Below are 14,860 nucleotides of genomic sequence, written 5' to 3' on the forward strand. Positions count from 1 at the left end.
AGAATTGTTAGACCGCAACGCGCTTATGCTGCTCGACCGAAGCGATGCAGGCATTCGCGAGTTTCAAGGCGAGCACACCGTCCTTGCCGGTTGTCATGGGCGCCCGATCCTCCGCGATGCACGTCACGAACTCTTCGATCTCCCCGGCATATGATGCCGTGTACCGGGTCATGAAGAAGCTCAGCAGCGGTGCGCTCGCATAGCCTTGAGTGGTCCCCAGACGGACCGAATTCTCGGTCTGGTTTTCAGCGTTCAAAACCCCGAGCGAGCCATGCACCTCGACCCTCTGGTCGTAGCCATAGGTCGCGCGGCGCGAATTGCTGATCACTGCCTGTTTGCCCGAGGCCGTCTCGAGGATGACCGTAGCACTGTCGAAATCTCCAATCTGGCTAAACTCGGGCTCGACCAGCACGGAGGCATGCGCGGAAACCCATATGGGCTCCTCGCCGAGCATGAAGCGCGCCATGTCGAGATCATGGATCGTCATGTCGCGGAAGATTCCACCCGACCGGGAGGCATAGCTGAGGTCCGGGGCTCGCGGGTCGCGCGAGGTGATCGTGACCATCTCGACCGCGCCGATCTTGCCTTCGTCGATCGCTTTACGGACAGCTGCAAAGTTTGGATCATATCTCCGGTTAAAACCAAGCATCAGCTTGATCTTGGCTTTGTCCGCGATCCGCACGACCTCCGTGGCCCGCTTAACGTCCAGGTCGACCGGCTTTTCGCAGAAGACGTGCTTGCCTGCCTTGGCGAAAAGCTCGATCAGGCCGGCGTGCGTGTCTGTCGGAGTGCAGATCAGGACAGCGTCGATATCTTGATGGGCCGCAATCTCGTCGATGCCCATCACGCGGCTACCGCAGCGGGCTGCCAAGGCTTCCGCCGCTCCGGGCATGGCGTCGGCAACGGCGACGAGATCGGCGTCTTCTAGGCTCTGGATTGCGGCAGCATGAACCTTGGCAATTCGTCCCGCGCCGATCAGGGCAAGTCTTACAGTCATCTCAAATTCCTTTCACGTCTATCCATGAGCCAGATCGGGCCGAGGCGAAGACAGCGTCACCAACCGCTGCGCCGGCTCGTGCGTCAGCCAGACCGAAGTAGGGAACGTCCTCGCCGCGTATCGCACGGGAGAAATTCGTCACCTCGGCCTCGTATTGATCGAGTGCTGGAAATTCGATCGTCTGGATCTGCGAGTTTGCATGGTCCGCAGATGTGTCGATCAGGATTAGATTCGGTTGCGTCCGCGACGGCACATAGGCTTGCGGAAGCGTGATGAAGGCGCGCTCGCAAACGATCTGGATCGATTGAGACGATGCCTGTGCCAGCGACACCATGAACGTCGCGTGTCGCCCCTGCCCGAAATCAAGGACGACGGATGAGAAGAGGTCGATCCCCCCTTCGTCGGTGTCCATCAGCGCCAGCACGCGCCGGGGCTCGGCGTCGAACACATAGCGGGCGGCCATCGCGGTGTAGCAGCCGAGGTCGTAGTAGGCGCCGCCGCCGAATTCCGGCTTTTGGCGAAAGTCGTCGGCGTTCGTCATGAAGAATGACAGCAGCGAGGAAAACGTCTTCGGCGCGCCAAAGCGACCGGACCTCAAGATGTTGCGCAATTCGATCCACCGCGGCTGGTGGCGGACCATGAAGGCCTCCGAAATCTTGAGCGCCGGATCGACGCCATCCAGTGCCTGATACTCCGCGCAGCGCATTGCTCCCGGTTTCTCGACGAGCACATGTTTGCCCGCCGCGGCCGCGCGGCGCGCCCATTCGACGTGGAGGTGATTGGGAAGCCCTATATAGACCGCTTCAACTTCCCGGTCCCACAGAAGCGCCTCGTAGCTGCCATATGCCTTCGGCACTCCGTGCCTGTCCGCCAGCGTCCTGGCCCGCGTCTCGTCACGTGCGGCGACGGCCACGGCTTTGCCCGCGGCGCTCTTGCCGAGCCCGGGCAGGATCGAGCCATCGGCGATTCGCGAGGCGCCGAGTATGCCCCATCGGACGGGAACGTTTTGCGCCGTCATATCCATCCTCCTCCATCGGCTACGAAGCGGCGATAGAAGTGGCACAAGCTTCAATGCTGCGCAGATGGCTTCCTGATTGAATTCAATCAGGCAACACGATGCGATGCGACGGGCGGTCCGGCTATGGCTTGGCCGGCGCTTAGCAATGCGGCTAGGCCGGTGAGGAGACAGCCATGAAGATCGGATTCGTATCGGACAGCCTTGGCGGGCTTGGTTTCGAGCAAGTGCTTGATGAGGCAGCCCGCCTCGGCGTCGACGGGGTCGAGGTGAACACGGGCGGGTGGTCGACGGCGCCGCATTTTGACCTGGCGAAGATGAAGAGCAGTGCTGACGCGCGAAAATCCTTTCTCGACGCATTCAAGACCCGAGGCCTCGAGGTGATCAGCCTCAACGCCAACGGCAACCCTACCCATCCGACCGACAAGAAGCAGGGGGAGTGCCTCAAGGATACGATCCGCCTTGCGGGCGACCTGGGTATCAAGACCGTCTGCACGATGTCGGGCTTGCCGGGTGGCAGCAGCCAGGACGTGATGCCGAACTGGGTCGTAGCAAGCTGGCCGCCGGAGACGCGCAAGATCCTGGACTATCAGTGGAACGAGGTTCTCGCCCCCTTCTGGTCAGAAATCGTCGAGCTCGCGAAATCCTCAGGCGTGGAACGCATTGCCCTGGAATTGCACGGCAACCAGTGCGTCTACAACGTTCCGACGCTGCTTCGGCTTCGGGAGGCGGTCGGTCCCGTGGTCGGCGCCAACCTCGACCCGAGCCACCTTTTCTGGATGGGAGCCGACCCCCTCGTGGTTGCCGAGGTTCTTGGGGGCGCCATCTATCACGTGCATGCCAAGGACACGCTGTTAAACAGCCGCGTCCAGGCGACGACCGGCCTGCTCGAGAATGGTGGACTGACCGATATCCCGGCGCGGTCGTGGTCCTACATCACCCTCGGCTTTGGCCATGACGAGAAATGGTGGCGTGAGTTCTGCTACCGCCTGAAGATGGGCGGATATGATGGCTGGCTGTCCATCGAGCATGAGGACATTATCCTGAACTCGCTTGAAGGGCTCGAGAGGTCCGTGGCGCTGATGCGCGGCGTGGCACCGGTCAAGGCGTCCGACTACAAACTGCAGGCAATCTGAGGGGGATGAACTTTAGGCCGCTCGACCGGGTTGGCGGCCTGATCTTTCGACCCGCCCTTCGCACTCAGTTGCCTCGATAGAAGGTCGGCTGTGCGGTCATGTCCACAGCTACCCGCCGCTTTTCGATCAGTGCCCGAACGCCGGCCTCGCCGACGATGGCAGCACAATATCCATCCCAGGCATCGGCGGCGATTGCAGAGAATTCGCCCGTGCGAACGAACGTCAGGAACGCGCGGTTCTGGCGCCGGTAGGCTTCGGCATAGCGGCCTCGCCAATCCGCATCGTAGCCTACAGTCTGCCGAAGGTTGGCATCGAGCTTCGAATGGCTTGGCGCATTCATCGAAATCGCGCCAAGTTCGCCGACTAGTTCCGCTCGAACATCATAGCCGTAGGCGGCATTGTTGTTGATTTCGATGTTCACCAGCTGCCCGTCTTCGGTTTCCAGAACCATGACCACGGGAGCCACTTTTGCGTCGGAACGGCGCGGCTGAAAGGCGGAGATGGCCTCGAATTCGGCGCCAAGCACGAAACGTGCGACATCGAATTCATGCGGTGCCGAGTTGGTGATCGCCATTGCTCCGATAAAATCAGATGCCGGAGTCTCCATGTTTCGATGGAAATTGTGCATCACCAGCGCCCGGCCGAGGTGCCCCTGATCCAGCGCGGCTTTCATTTCCGCATAGGACCGATCGAAGCGGCGCATGAAACCGAGTTGGATGAAGCGCCGGCCGGCGGCCATCTCGTCCTCGATCACCCTTAGGCATTCTTGTGACGACTGCGACAAAGGCTTTTCGCATAGAACCGGCTTCCCCGCTCCAATGCAGGCCAACGAAAGAGGCGCATGGGTGAAATCAGGGCTGGCGACGATCACGGCATCGACGTCTGCGCGCCTGATCGCAATTTCAGGATCCGCGAGAACATGCGGCGCACCTGTGCTGTCAGCGAGATGCCTTGCGCGCGCTTCCGCGGCGTCGCACACGACCTGGATGGTTGCACCGGGCAATTCCGCCGCGAATATCCGGGCATGGTCGCTGCCCATGACACCTGCGCCGATGACCGCGAGACGGACAGACATTGTTAAGCTCCGTTGTTGGCGCCTTGCGGTCGCCATAACTTATTGGCTGATCTTTCACTCGGGTGAGATGGAATTCCGGCGGATCAAATCTCGATGAAAATCTGCCCGCCTTCTTCCTTGACGGGATAGACGCGCAGATTGATGCAGGCTGGCGCGCGCAGCACCTGGCCGGTCTTGTAGTTGAAAGCTGCGTTGTGCTTCGGACACTCGACCGTGTCCTCCATCACCAGGCCATCGGCAAGATGGACCTTTTCGTGCGTGCACAATCCGTCTGTCGCAAAATACTCGTCGTCCGGCGAGCGAAAGATGGCGAACGTTCTCCCATCATGATCGAAGCGCGTCACATCTTCGGCCTCGATGTCGTCTGCTGCGCAGGCGTTGACCCAGCCAGTCATTTCCCGTTTCTCCGTCTTGAGGTTTCAGAAAAACTGGCCGGCGGAGTTGCCTCGGCCGGCCAGTAGAAGACGCGGTGGAGGTTATGCGTCTTCGGGAGGTTCAGAGAATTAGTTCGCCGGTGGCGGCGGATGGCCTTGGTGCTTTTCCATGTAGCCTTCGATCTGGGCTTCCAGATCCGCCATAGTTTCGCCGCCGGCCATGAGATCGGTGATTTCCTCGCGGCTTTTTTCGCCCTTGCGGAAATCGGCGGCGACTGCGCCGCGGATCAGCACCGCGAAGTGGTCGCCGACGGTCATGGCGTGCATCACCTGGTGGGTGATGAAGACCACGGCAAGCCCACGGCGCTTCGCCTCGTTGACGATGCGCAGGACGTGCGTCGCCTGCTTCACGCCGAGGGCGGCCGTCGGTTCGTCGAGGATGAGAACCCGCGCGCCGAAATGCACGGCGCGTGCGATCGCGAGCGACTGACGTTCACCACCCGACAGACCGCCGACGAGACGATCGCCATCGTCGATGCGCGTGATACCGAAGTCCTGCACCGCCTTCACGGCGATGGCATTGGCCTTCTTGCGATCGAAGATCTTGAACGGTCCCCATCCCCTGGTCGGTTCGACCCCGATGAAGAAGGAGCGTCCAATTGTCATCAGCGCGAACGTGCCGCCAAACTGGTGAACGGTCGCGATACCGCGTTCGCCCGCCTCGCGGGGATTGTTGAACACCACCGGCTGTCCGTCCATCAGGATCTGGCCCGTAGTCGGCTTGTGCACGCCGGCCATGGTTTTGATGAGCGTCGATTTGCCGGCACCATTGTCACCGAGCAGGCAAAGCACTTCGCCAGCGCGCACCCTGATCGAGATGTCGTGCAGAACGTCGATTGGACCGAACGACTTGTTGACGTTGCGCAGTTCCAGGATTGGCGTGTTGTCGGCCATTGTCATGCTCCCTTCTTCTTGAGGGGAATGCGCAGTGCCATCTCGCGGAAGGTGTTGTTGGTAAGCACCGCGATCAGAAGCATGACGCCAATGATCAGGCTGGAAAGGTTGCGGTCGAACGAGGTGAAATAGATGCCCTGGTTGACGATCGCGAAAGTGATCGTTCCAAAGAAGATGCCGATCACCGAGCCGAACCCCCCGGTCAACAGCACCCCGCCCACGACGACCGAGATGATCGAATTGAATATGTAGCTCTGCCCCGCCGAAACCTGCGCCGAGTTGAACAGGATCGTCTGGCACATGCCGACGAAAGCCGCGCTGACCGAGGACAGAACGAACAGGGCGACAGTCAGCTTGTCCGTCGGGATGCCGGCGTTGCGAGCCGAGATCTTGTCGCCGCCGAGCCCGAACAGCCAGTTGCCCCATGGGGAAAGGTGGAGGAACCAGAAGTAAAGCGCGGTCAACCCGAGCCACCAGAAAATGATCACCTGGAAGGTGTGGTTGACGAAGCTGCCGAAGATCGCCTTGGCCCACGGTGCCGCCGTCATCGTGACCGACGTCGTGTTGGTCAGCACGATGGAGAGGAACAGCACCAGACCGGCAACGGCAAAGAGCGTACCCATGGTCACGATCAGCGACGGGACGGCTGTGCGAATGACGATAATGCCATTGACGAGGCCGACCACGACGCCGAAACCCAGGGTGATGACAATGCCCAGCCAGGTCGGCAGACCGTAGTGGCCACAAAGGATGCCGATGCACATCGAGGCGGCGGGAACCATCGCGCCGACCGAGATATCGAGCTCGCCGGCGATCATCAGAAACCCGATCGGGATCGCGATGATGCCGAGATTGGCGGCGACGTTCAGCCAACTGGCGATGCCCTGCGGTGAAATGAACAATATGCCGCCGAAGATGGTGAAGAACACGGCCACAAAGAGCATGCCCAGGAAGGCGCCCATCTCGGGCCGCCTCAACAGATTATCGATCGAGAGCTTTTCCATCTTGGACCTCCACAAGTCCTCCCGCTTGATTTTTGTTGGCTCCCAGCCCGTGACGTTCACGGGCTGGGAGCTTGTGCGCAATCGATGATCAGCGAGCGCCCTTACCGACACCGGCGAGCGCAGCATCGATGTTTGTGGAATCAACGATCGCAGGACCGGTCAAGACCGGATCGGTCGCGAGTTCGATGCCAAAATCGATGTTTGCCGCAAGCATCGTGGTGGCGAGGAAGGACTGCGCATAGGGCTGCTGGTCGATCGCCATCGCCTGGCTGCCGTCCTTGATACGGCCAAGGACTGCAGCACTCATATCGAAGGTGCCAAGCTTGACCTTGTCGCCCACCCCGGCTTGCTGGATCGCCAGCGCTGCCGCATCGGCCACCGGCGAGCCAAGGGTGATCACGGCGTCGACGGTCGGATCTTTCAGCAGCTCTGCCTTGATCGCCTCGGCGGTGCCGGCGGCGTTCGCGTCGAGGTTCGCCGGCAGCGGCAGCTTTACGACCGCGGCGCCATTCGCCTTGGCGCCTTCTTCGACGCCGTTGCACCGTGTTTCGAGGTTTACGGCGCCGGGCACGTGGATGACGCACATGATCTTCTTCGCGCCATGCTTGGCCATATATGCGCCGCCGGCGACGCCAGCCGTTTTCTCCTCGGAACCGAAGTAGTTGATGCCGCTGACCTTCTCCCGATTTTCTCCGCCGGAGTTATACATCATAATCCTGATGCCCTTCTTGGCCGCCTCCTGCAGCGCAGGAACCTGCGCGTCCGGCACCCAGATGGGAATGGCGATGCCCTGCACGTTCTGACTGATGGCGGTGTTGATCAAGCCGACGAGATCGGGGCCGAAATTATCGTAGTTCGGCACCGTCAGGTAGGTCACCTTGCCGCCATTGGCCTGGACGACAAGCGCTGCGTCGTCGACGCCCTTTTTGACGATGTTGAAGAAGGCGTCCTGCGCGGAGCCGGCGATCACGGCGATGTCCGCGGCATTGGCGTGTGTTGCAAGCGCGAGCGTCGCGGTGGTGAGCATCGCCTTCGCAAGGGTCTTGAGTTTCATGGGTCTTCTCCTCCTGTTGTCCGTCCCTCGACGGGTCCTGGTTGCTATGCGTCTGGCGCTTCTTGCGCCTGTCACGGCTCGCCCCCTGCTCGGGATGCGTCCGGTATCTGCGTTACTGGGTGCTTGTGGGTGGCGAGGCATTTATTCGAGCGCGCTTGCGCTCGAAGCGGGCCTGCATGAGGGCATCGCCTTCCTTGGAACCGTCATGCCAGGTGCCGAACCACCGGTCGAAGGGCATGACACCGTCCGAGTAGTTCACCTCGAAGTACTTGTGGTGCAGGTAGTGGGCATAGGCATGGGTCCCCATCCCTCGCTCGTCGCCGATTTCGATCTTGTCGAAGCCGATGTGGCCGACGATCGCGCCGGTTCCCGTCACCTGAAGGTGATAAAGCACCAACAGAGGGTGTGACGGCAGGACGAGGTGGATGAGGACGTCCGACCAATAGAGCAAATGCTCGACCGGGTGCATTGACAGCGACGACCACGGAGACGGATTGACCGAGTTGTGGTGGACCGAATGAACCCATTTGTAGAGCGGCGCCCGATGGATCAGCCAATGGATGCAGAAGAAATGCGTCTCGTGGATCATCGGTATGGCGAGACCGAGCGCGACGAGGGCCCAGGGGTGCTCCGCGAAGGTCGTCCAAGGGCCCCAGCCGATGGCCCAGAGATGCAACATCAGCACTTCATAGGCCGTCCAGATCGGGATACCGGTTCCGAAAGTGCGGATCATGTTGTCGACGTTCTGGCTGCCGAACATGAAGACGTCGGACTTCTTGTCGGCCGGAAAGAGTCCGTTGAACTTGAAGCGATTGCCTTGGGATCGCTGGACGTAGAGCCTTAGTTCGACGGCGCCGAAGAGAACGAAGACGATGGCTGAGTTCCGAAGCCAGAGATAGGCGATCCATCGCCAGTCCAGTGTCGCCAACGTCTCCTTCGCTGGCGTCGCCCAGTTCCAAATGCCGAGCCCCAGCAAGAAGAACAGCGCATTCCAGGGGAAGAAGTACCCGGGCAGCCAGCGCAAGAATTTGAGCGGCCGCGGCGGCCAGACGAAAACCGGAGCGCCTTCAAGCTTCTCGCCGGGCGTGAAGTCGCCGCGCTTGTTTCGTGTGCCGTATTTGAGATCGTCCATCTCTTCCTCCGCTGGAACCAGTCTTCCGTCTGGCAATACCAGTCCGCTCCGCGGATCTTCCGACTGCGGCGGGGCGCATGCCTGACGTTGATCTGCGGTTCCGACGCTTCGCGCGTCGCTTCCACGTTCGGGAATTGCGGGCGATTGCCCGCTACCAGCTACCTCCCTAAGGGCGTTCCTCAGCGCCCGATGCATGAGTCATAGCGAAACCGATTTGAAAGTTCCGGACTGTTGTGATGGGATTCAATCAGCCGTATTTCTCAGGCTCGCGAGATCGGAAATAGTGTCGGGGAATGACTAGCCGGATCACTCTGTCTGATGTTGCCGCGCGCGCCGGGGTGGGCAGCGCCACCGTCGATCGCGTAATCAACGAACGCGGCAATGTGAGCGAGGAGGTAAGCCGGCGGGTCCTCAAAGCAGCGCGCGAACTCGGGCTGAAGCGTATCTTGCCGTCGCCACACCGCTCCATTGTGCGGCTGAATGTCATTCTGGCCCGGCCGGAATTGCCCCTGATCCATCGCATGGGATTTGAGTTTCGGCGTTTGGCGCCGCGTATGCAGCACAGCATCACGATTCACCGGACATTCCTGAAAGACGAGGAACCGGCCACGATCGCTGCCGCATTGAAGCGAGGCTCTTATGACGCGGTGATCGTCTATGCCCAGGACCATCCGCTGATCCAGGCCGCAATCGCTGACCTCGCCAAGGAACACAGGCCCGTGGTGACGATGATCTCGGATCTGCCGGGATCGGACCGACTGTCCTACGCTGGCACCGATCACTACAAGGCCGGCCGGTCGGCAGGATATTTTCTCGGCCTCATGTCTACGCCAGGCAAGGTCGTCGTGCTTTGCAACCACCTCGGTTTCCAGTCCCATTTCGAACGCGTTCGCGGCCTGAAGGATCAGTTGGCCGATGGCGCGCCCCAACTCTCTCTCGCGCAGATCGTCGAAGGCAGCGACGACCCGGTCCGATCGGAGATCCGCCTCAAGGAGGCGTTTCGTCAGCACCCCGAAACAGTTGCCGTCTATAATGTTGGCGCGGGAAATCGAGGCGTCGTGGCGGCGTTGAAGGCTCAACTTTTGCCGCGCCGGCCAATCTTCATCGGGCATGAGCTAACGGCCTACACCCACGCCTATCTGAAGGAAGGGCTGATGACCCTGACGATCGACCAAAGCCCGGAACTGCAAGCACAGTTCGCGCTCGATGTCTTGATGAACCATTTCGGTTTCGAAGAGGCGACCCGTGTGGTGCCGCCGTATGTATCGACGGTGCCGATCGTGCTCTACGGGCCTCAAAACCTGCCCGAGCATCCTCCGGAGTGATTGAAACCGATCAGCCTCAGGCGGTGGAACCTGCTTGGCTGGGAACTTCGCCCGTGACCGGCAGGCTGGCGCCCGCCGGTCACGATCTTAGCGCGCAGGAGATGCCAAGCTGAGCGCCGTTGCAGCAGTCAAGGTCGACGTGGCGTCTCGGGGGAAGCTCAGCGCACCCCTGCGGCAACCCCGGCGAGCGTGGCATCGACATTTTTCGCGTCGACAACGGCTGGCCCGGTCAAGATCGGCATGGTGGGCGACTTCATCCCATAAGTGGCATAGGATTCCAGAAGGAAAACCGCGAGAAACCCTTGCAGGTATCCCTGCTGATCAACCGCGAACATCTGCGTCCCCTGCTTGATGCGATCCAGGCTCGCTTGATCGGTGTTGAACGTTCCGAGCTTGACCCGGTCCTGGGCATTGGCCTGTGCGATCGCCAGGGCGGCGCTGCTTGCGTCCTGGTTGCCCATCGTGACGACACCGTCGATGGTTGTGTCCTTCGCTAGCGTAGCTTTGATGGCCTCCGAGACGGCTGTCGCGTCGCCGAAGCTGCTTGCCGGGAGAGGCAACTGGGTCGATTTGAAGCCCGCCTTTGTGACACCGTCACTTATGCCCTTGCAGCGTGCTTCGAGGTTCGCCGCGCCCGGGACGGTGTTGACACAAATAACGTTCTTCACCTTGTTGGTGCCGAGATATTCGCCCGCAGCCAACCCAGCCACGTAATCCTCGGTGCCCACATAGTTTATGGCACCGAGCTCCTTGGCTTTATCTGTTCCACCCGAATTGTAGACCATGATCGGAATGCCGGCGTCCGTCGCTGCCTTGAACGCAGGGTCCTCAGCATCTGGCACCCAGTTCGGTGCAGCAATTCCGGTTGAGCCCTGGCTGACCGCCGTCCGGATAAGCGCCGCGGCATCAGAACCAATGTTGTCATATGTCTGCAGGGCCAAGTAATTTACGGTCCCGCCGCGGGACTCCACGATCTTGGCGGCATCGTCTATGCCACGCTTTACAATCGCGAAGAAAGGATCGTCCGTCCTTCCGCCAATGATGGCGATCTTAGCTGCTCCTGCCATCGTGGGTCCGGCAAACGTTATTGCCAAAACTGCGGTGGCAACCTTCAATAGATTGGCCGAAATCTTCATCTTGTCTCCTCCTGGGCCTAAGTAGCCGGACAGCGCGCCGCCCTGCTGCGTTTGCGTTGTGTCTCGGTGCGCCCATCCAGTATCGAAATGCCACATGCGCAGGTCCGAGCGATCAGATCACCCCTGCCCGGGGGTGGATTCGCCGCTTTGGCGATCCAAAATGGAGCCCGCACGACCGTTCGAATATGGTCCTCGGCGCCGACCGCTTCATAAAAATTCTGATGGATTTCCATCATCTTTTCTTGGCTGGGAATTGCTGACCTAGGTCTTTGAACCGCCCTGTTTCGAAGAGAGGATCTCGCACCGACAGTCCTGTATGTCACCGCCGCAAACAGGTCCCGTGATTGGAACCCATCAATTCGAGGCTATTGAACGCACGATTTCGCTTCTATCCCTGATCGGGGGAAAGGGAGGAGTGCGTGCGATATCGTCAATTCGGCAGAACTGGCTGGAGCGTATCCGAAATAGGTTTCGGCGCCTGGCAGATCGGCGGAACCTGGGGCAAGGTCGACGATGCTGCCTCGATCCGCACGCTCCTTCACGCGTTTGAACGCGGTATCAATTTCGTCGATACGGCTGAGCTCTATGGCGCTGGCCATTCCGAGTCCGTCATCGGCGAAGCGCTGCGTCAGTGGAAGGGCGGCAAGATCTATGTCGCCACCAAGGCGCAGCCGACCGTCTGGCCAAATCCCGATGATCCCGCGCCGCGGGTCAGAGGGCGCTTTCCGGAGTGGCATTTGCGCGCCAATGTCGAGGCCTCGATTCGCCGGCTGGGCGTCGAAAGGCTGGACCTGTTCCAGTTGCACAGCTGGGGGCCGATGGGCCACCACGAACTGGATTGGCTCGAGACGCTCAACGATCTACGTGTCGAAGGAAAGATCGACCAGATTGGCGTATCGCTGCGCGACAACCATCCCGAAGAAGGCGTCGCGCTGGCAAGGCTCGGGCTGGTCGCCTCCGAGCAGGTCATCTTCAATATGTTCGAGCAACCGCCGCGTGACGCGCTGCTGCCTGCCGCGAAAGCCAGCGGCACCGCAATCATCGCGCGCGTGCCGCTCGATTCCGGATCGCTTGTCGGATCATGGGGCGAGGACAGCTACGCCACTTTCGAACCGGGTTCCCAGCCGCATCAGATGTTCCGAGGTGATCGGTTTGCGGAGACGCTGAGGCGCGTCGCGGTCCTCAAGGCAGACGTAGCGCCATTCTATTCGCAGCTCGCCGAAGCTGCCATGCGATACGTGCTGGCGCACGATGCCGTCAGCGTCCTCATTCCAGGAATGAAAAGCTCCGAGGAGGTCGACATGAACGTTCGCTACTCCGACGGCGCGGCCTTCCCGGCTGTACTGATGGATTTGATGCCGAGGCACGCGTGGGTCAGGAATTTCTACCGATGACCCGTCAGATTGAGCGGCTTAGGCCGCACCAGATCGAAGCGGCGCTATCGGAGCGTTCGTTGATCTATCTGCCGCTCGGCACCGTCGAGTGGCACTGCCATCATTTGCCGGTCGGCCTCGATGCCTTGACGGCCCACGGTCTTTGCCTTCGAGCCGCCGAGAAGGCGGGCGGTCTGGTCTGGCCCGCGCTGTACTATGGCGCCGGAGGGGACCATGCTGAGTTCCCGTGGACAGTAATGATGCCCGATGAAGCGGCGATCCGGCCGCTGTTGGTCCATACCCTTCACCGGCTGGGTCAACTCGGCGTAGGCACCGTGGTTTTGTTCTCTGGCCACTTCGCCAACGAGCAGTTGGCGATGATCGATGGAATAGCGTCCGAATGGAACGCGGCCAGCGGAGCGCCAAAAGTTGTCGCGCTCGCAGTCAACCAAGCGCACACGGAGAATTTCGCGCCGGATCACGCCGGCCTGTTCGAGACCACGCTGCTGTCCGGCTTGGCAGCCGAAACTGTCGATCGGCGACGCTTATCTAGCGAGAAAGACATGCCGGATCGGTTCGATCCGAGGTCACCTCTTTGGGGGATCGTCGGCGCGGATCCGCGCTTGGTACCCCCCGTGGCTTCAGATGAACTCGTGGACAAGCTCGTGAACTGGCTTGTTCGTACGTCAGGTTCGGGGCTGAGGGGATAACTATGCGCAACGTCGAAGCCACAACAGTCGCACCCCACGCTTACGGACCACCTCCAAATTTGCGCACCTTGAAAGAAGATATCGCGGCCCGACGCGTGATCCTGCCTGGGCAGTTTGAGAAAATTGGCCGCTATGCCTTCGCGAATCCTGAAGCTGTAGCCTTCGGGACTTCGCGCCAGATCGCTGCCTCTGCTGGCGCCAGCCAATCGACCGTATCCCGTTTTGTGCGTGCGCTAGGGTTCGAAGAATTCGGCGAATTCCGAGATATTTTCAGGAGCTATCTACGCGATCGCATGTCGAAAGTGTGACCCCGTCGCGGCAAACCTGAAGGGTATACGATCAGTCATGGATGTTCGCTTTCGGGTGGGCCGCAAGTTGACTTCAACGGCCGACATGAGGCGCAAAGCGGATCTCGGAAAGTATCGGCGCGTTTGTGTCGGTTAGCGGTTTCGGATGATCTGAAGGAGGCTAGCCGGCTTTCGTCTCATATCTCCGAAATCGTCGAACGTAGAAGAGCCTGAATGTGTTCTGGTAGGTCGAGTTCGCCACGCGCCTCGATCTCCAAAAGATATCGGGCCTTGGCCAATCGATCCCCTCCGCTGACAGCAGGGTAGGCGCAAATGGCCAGTAACGTCTTTTCCTCCTGCCGGCTGGCTCTGTCGTGGTCGCCACTGCTGCCACCCGTTTCATGAACCGCCCTGCCAAACCGGGCATATGCCGTCATGTGCGCTTCAATCAACGCCTGCAGTGTGTCGGTTGGTACTCGGTCTCGACGAGTGCACTCTGAGGCCCAAGCCGTTGCCGCCACTGTTGAGCCGAAGACGGCGGCGCCAGAGTGGGCGAGCAACGCGCGGCGGTTGATCCTGGTCGTGGTGATCTCTCCTCTTCGTTCCAGCTGCGGCATATCGGAAATCGCGAACCCGACGACCCTAACATGATGGCTCGCGCATTCATGTCAGGATGGATGGCCCACGGCTGAACCAAGCGCCTGCACTCCGAACTCGCCCCTTCCCGGCTCAAACCCTTGCCCGGTCATTGCCGGAGCACCGCACATTGCATAAAGTCACCGAAACCATTTGGAAATCGTCATAGCCGCAAGGTGCAGCGAATATTCACACATTGTGAAATTCCCGATTAACCCGTTGAAAACAAACAACCGATGGCGAGCACACCGTGCGGGCTTTTATCTTGCCGTCTTAATCGGTCGTATTTTGCGAGACTTTCTACCCATCGCCATTCCTCTTCTAAACTACGATAATACACCATTCGATGCTCTAAACCACGATCCCGCACTCTTGCGTCGAGTTCCGATGCGCCGTGCAGTCTTCCGCGCTCTGCGAAGGCGTAGCAGCGCTGCTTATTTGCAGCACGGGAACCGTCGTGGCGCACTTTTCCATCGGAGTGACGGAGCATCGTCACAGGCAATCCGGCGCGGTCCGGCCGTCTGTCGATCGGCGCGGCCGCAGGCAATGTATGGCCCGCCCCGTCTGCAAGCGGAATGTTTTGAGAGGCACACCCGGTCTGCACCAATGTATCCGGCCTCGACGCTTCAGGCGTCCTGCCAAGATGGAGATT

The 14,860-nt window shown here is 60.3% G+C and carries 16 protein-coding genes; 5 read left to right on the forward strand and 11 right to left on the reverse strand.

Annotated features, from left to right (window positions below):
* Positions 1-7: 7 nt before the first annotated feature.
* The gene (gene iolG / locus O7A05_RS21925) at positions 8-997 is read right to left on the reverse strand and encodes an inositol 2-dehydrogenase (protein ID WP_337095033.1); all 990 of its coding nucleotides are present in this window, start codon (positions 995-997) and stop codon (positions 8-10) included.
* Position 998: 1 nt separating this feature from the next.
* Entirely contained in the window at positions 999-2,021 is a 1,023-nt protein-coding gene (locus O7A05_RS21930) for a Gfo/Idh/MocA family protein (RefSeq protein WP_337095034.1), read from the reverse strand.
* A gap of 167 nt (positions 2,022-2,188) precedes the next feature.
* Between O7A05_RS21930 and O7A05_RS21935 the strand changes: the two genes are divergently transcribed.
* Positions 2,189-3,148 carry a sugar phosphate isomerase/epimerase family protein gene (locus O7A05_RS21935; protein WP_337095035.1) on the forward strand — a complete coding sequence of 320 codons (960 nt, stop codon included), beginning with the start codon at positions 2,189-2,191 and terminating at the stop codon, positions 3,146-3,148.
* A gap of 64 nt (positions 3,149-3,212) precedes the next feature.
* On the opposite strand, the gene O7A05_RS21940 is transcribed toward O7A05_RS21935, so the two are convergent.
* The 6 genes from O7A05_RS21940 to O7A05_RS21965 all read right to left on the reverse strand — a co-directional run bounded on the left by O7A05_RS21940 (position 3,213) and on the right by O7A05_RS21965 (position 8,741).
* Positions 3,213-4,223, reverse strand: coding sequence for a Gfo/Idh/MocA family oxidoreductase (locus O7A05_RS21940; RefSeq protein WP_337095053.1), 1,011 nt, complete (start codon positions 4,221-4,223; stop codon positions 3,213-3,215).
* Between the two features lie 83 nt (positions 4,224-4,306).
* Positions 4,307-4,618, reverse strand: coding sequence for a MocE family 2Fe-2S type ferredoxin (locus tag O7A05_RS21945; protein ID WP_337095036.1), 312 nt, complete (start codon positions 4,616-4,618; stop codon positions 4,307-4,309).
* Positions 4,619-4,726: 108 nt separating this feature from the next.
* On the reverse strand, positions 4,727-5,551 hold the full coding sequence (locus tag O7A05_RS21950) for an ATP-binding cassette domain-containing protein (RefSeq protein WP_337095054.1): 825 nt from the start codon (positions 5,549-5,551) through the stop codon (positions 4,727-4,729).
* Positions 5,552-5,553: 2 nt separating this feature from the next.
* On the reverse strand, positions 5,554-6,555 hold the full coding sequence (locus O7A05_RS21955; RefSeq protein WP_337095037.1) for an ABC transporter permease: 1,002 nt from the start codon (positions 6,553-6,555) through the stop codon (positions 5,554-5,556).
* An 88-nt stretch (positions 6,556-6,643) separates the two neighbouring features.
* Positions 6,644-7,609, reverse strand: coding sequence for a substrate-binding domain-containing protein (locus O7A05_RS21960; protein WP_337095038.1), 966 nt, complete (start codon positions 7,607-7,609; stop codon positions 6,644-6,646).
* A 112-nt stretch (positions 7,610-7,721) separates the two neighbouring features.
* Entirely contained in the window at positions 7,722-8,741 is a 1,020-nt protein-coding gene (locus O7A05_RS21965) for a sterol desaturase family protein (protein WP_337095039.1), read from the reverse strand.
* Positions 8,742-9,034: 293 nt separating this feature from the next.
* Between O7A05_RS21965 and O7A05_RS21970 the strand changes: the two genes are divergently transcribed.
* The gene (locus O7A05_RS21970) at positions 9,035-10,066 is read left to right on the forward strand and encodes a LacI family DNA-binding transcriptional regulator (protein ID WP_337095040.1); all 1,032 of its coding nucleotides are present in this window, start codon (positions 9,035-9,037) and stop codon (positions 10,064-10,066) included.
* Between the two features lie 158 nt (positions 10,067-10,224).
* Here O7A05_RS21970 and O7A05_RS21975 read toward each other — a convergent pair whose 3' ends face one another.
* Complete coding sequence (locus tag O7A05_RS21975) at positions 10,225-11,202, reverse strand: substrate-binding domain-containing protein (protein ID WP_337095041.1); 978 nt, start codon at positions 11,200-11,202, stop codon at positions 10,225-10,227.
* Between the two features lie 419 nt (positions 11,203-11,621).
* Between O7A05_RS21975 and O7A05_RS21980 the strand changes: the two genes are divergently transcribed.
* Genes O7A05_RS21980 through O7A05_RS21990 form a run of 3 tightly spaced genes read left to right on the forward strand, consistent with a single transcriptional unit; the run spans position 11,622 to position 13,593 of the window.
* Positions 11,622-12,596: an aldo/keto reductase gene (locus tag O7A05_RS21980; protein WP_337095042.1), complete on the forward strand. Its 975-nt coding sequence runs from the start codon at positions 11,622-11,624 to the stop codon at positions 12,594-12,596.
* Positions 12,593-13,285, forward strand: coding sequence for a creatininase family protein (locus tag O7A05_RS21985; RefSeq protein WP_337095043.1), 693 nt, complete (start codon positions 12,593-12,595; stop codon positions 13,283-13,285). Before O7A05_RS21980 ends, O7A05_RS21985 begins: the two co-directional genes overlap by 4 nt.
* A 2-nt stretch (positions 13,286-13,287) precedes the next feature.
* Entirely contained in the window at positions 13,288-13,593 is a 306-nt protein-coding gene (locus O7A05_RS21990; RefSeq protein WP_337095044.1) for a MurR/RpiR family transcriptional regulator, read from the forward strand.
* A gap of 176 nt (positions 13,594-13,769) precedes the next feature.
* On the opposite strand, the gene O7A05_RS21995 is transcribed toward O7A05_RS21990, so the two are convergent.
* Both O7A05_RS21995 and O7A05_RS22000 read right to left on the reverse strand, forming a co-directional pair.
* Positions 13,770-14,189, reverse strand: a complete 420-nt coding sequence (locus O7A05_RS21995) for a hypothetical protein (RefSeq protein WP_337095045.1) — start codon at positions 14,187-14,189, stop codon at positions 13,770-13,772.
* 230 nt (positions 14,190-14,419) lie between these two features.
* Positions 14,420-14,860, reverse strand: a 441-nt coding sequence (locus O7A05_RS22000; RefSeq protein ID WP_337095046.1) for a hypothetical protein, incomplete at its 5' end; no start/stop codon positions are given.

The organism is Mesorhizobium argentiipisi (SeqCode) (assembly GCF_037179585.1).
GTDB lineage: Bacteria > Pseudomonadota > Alphaproteobacteria > Rhizobiales > Rhizobiaceae > Mesorhizobium > Mesorhizobium argentiipisi.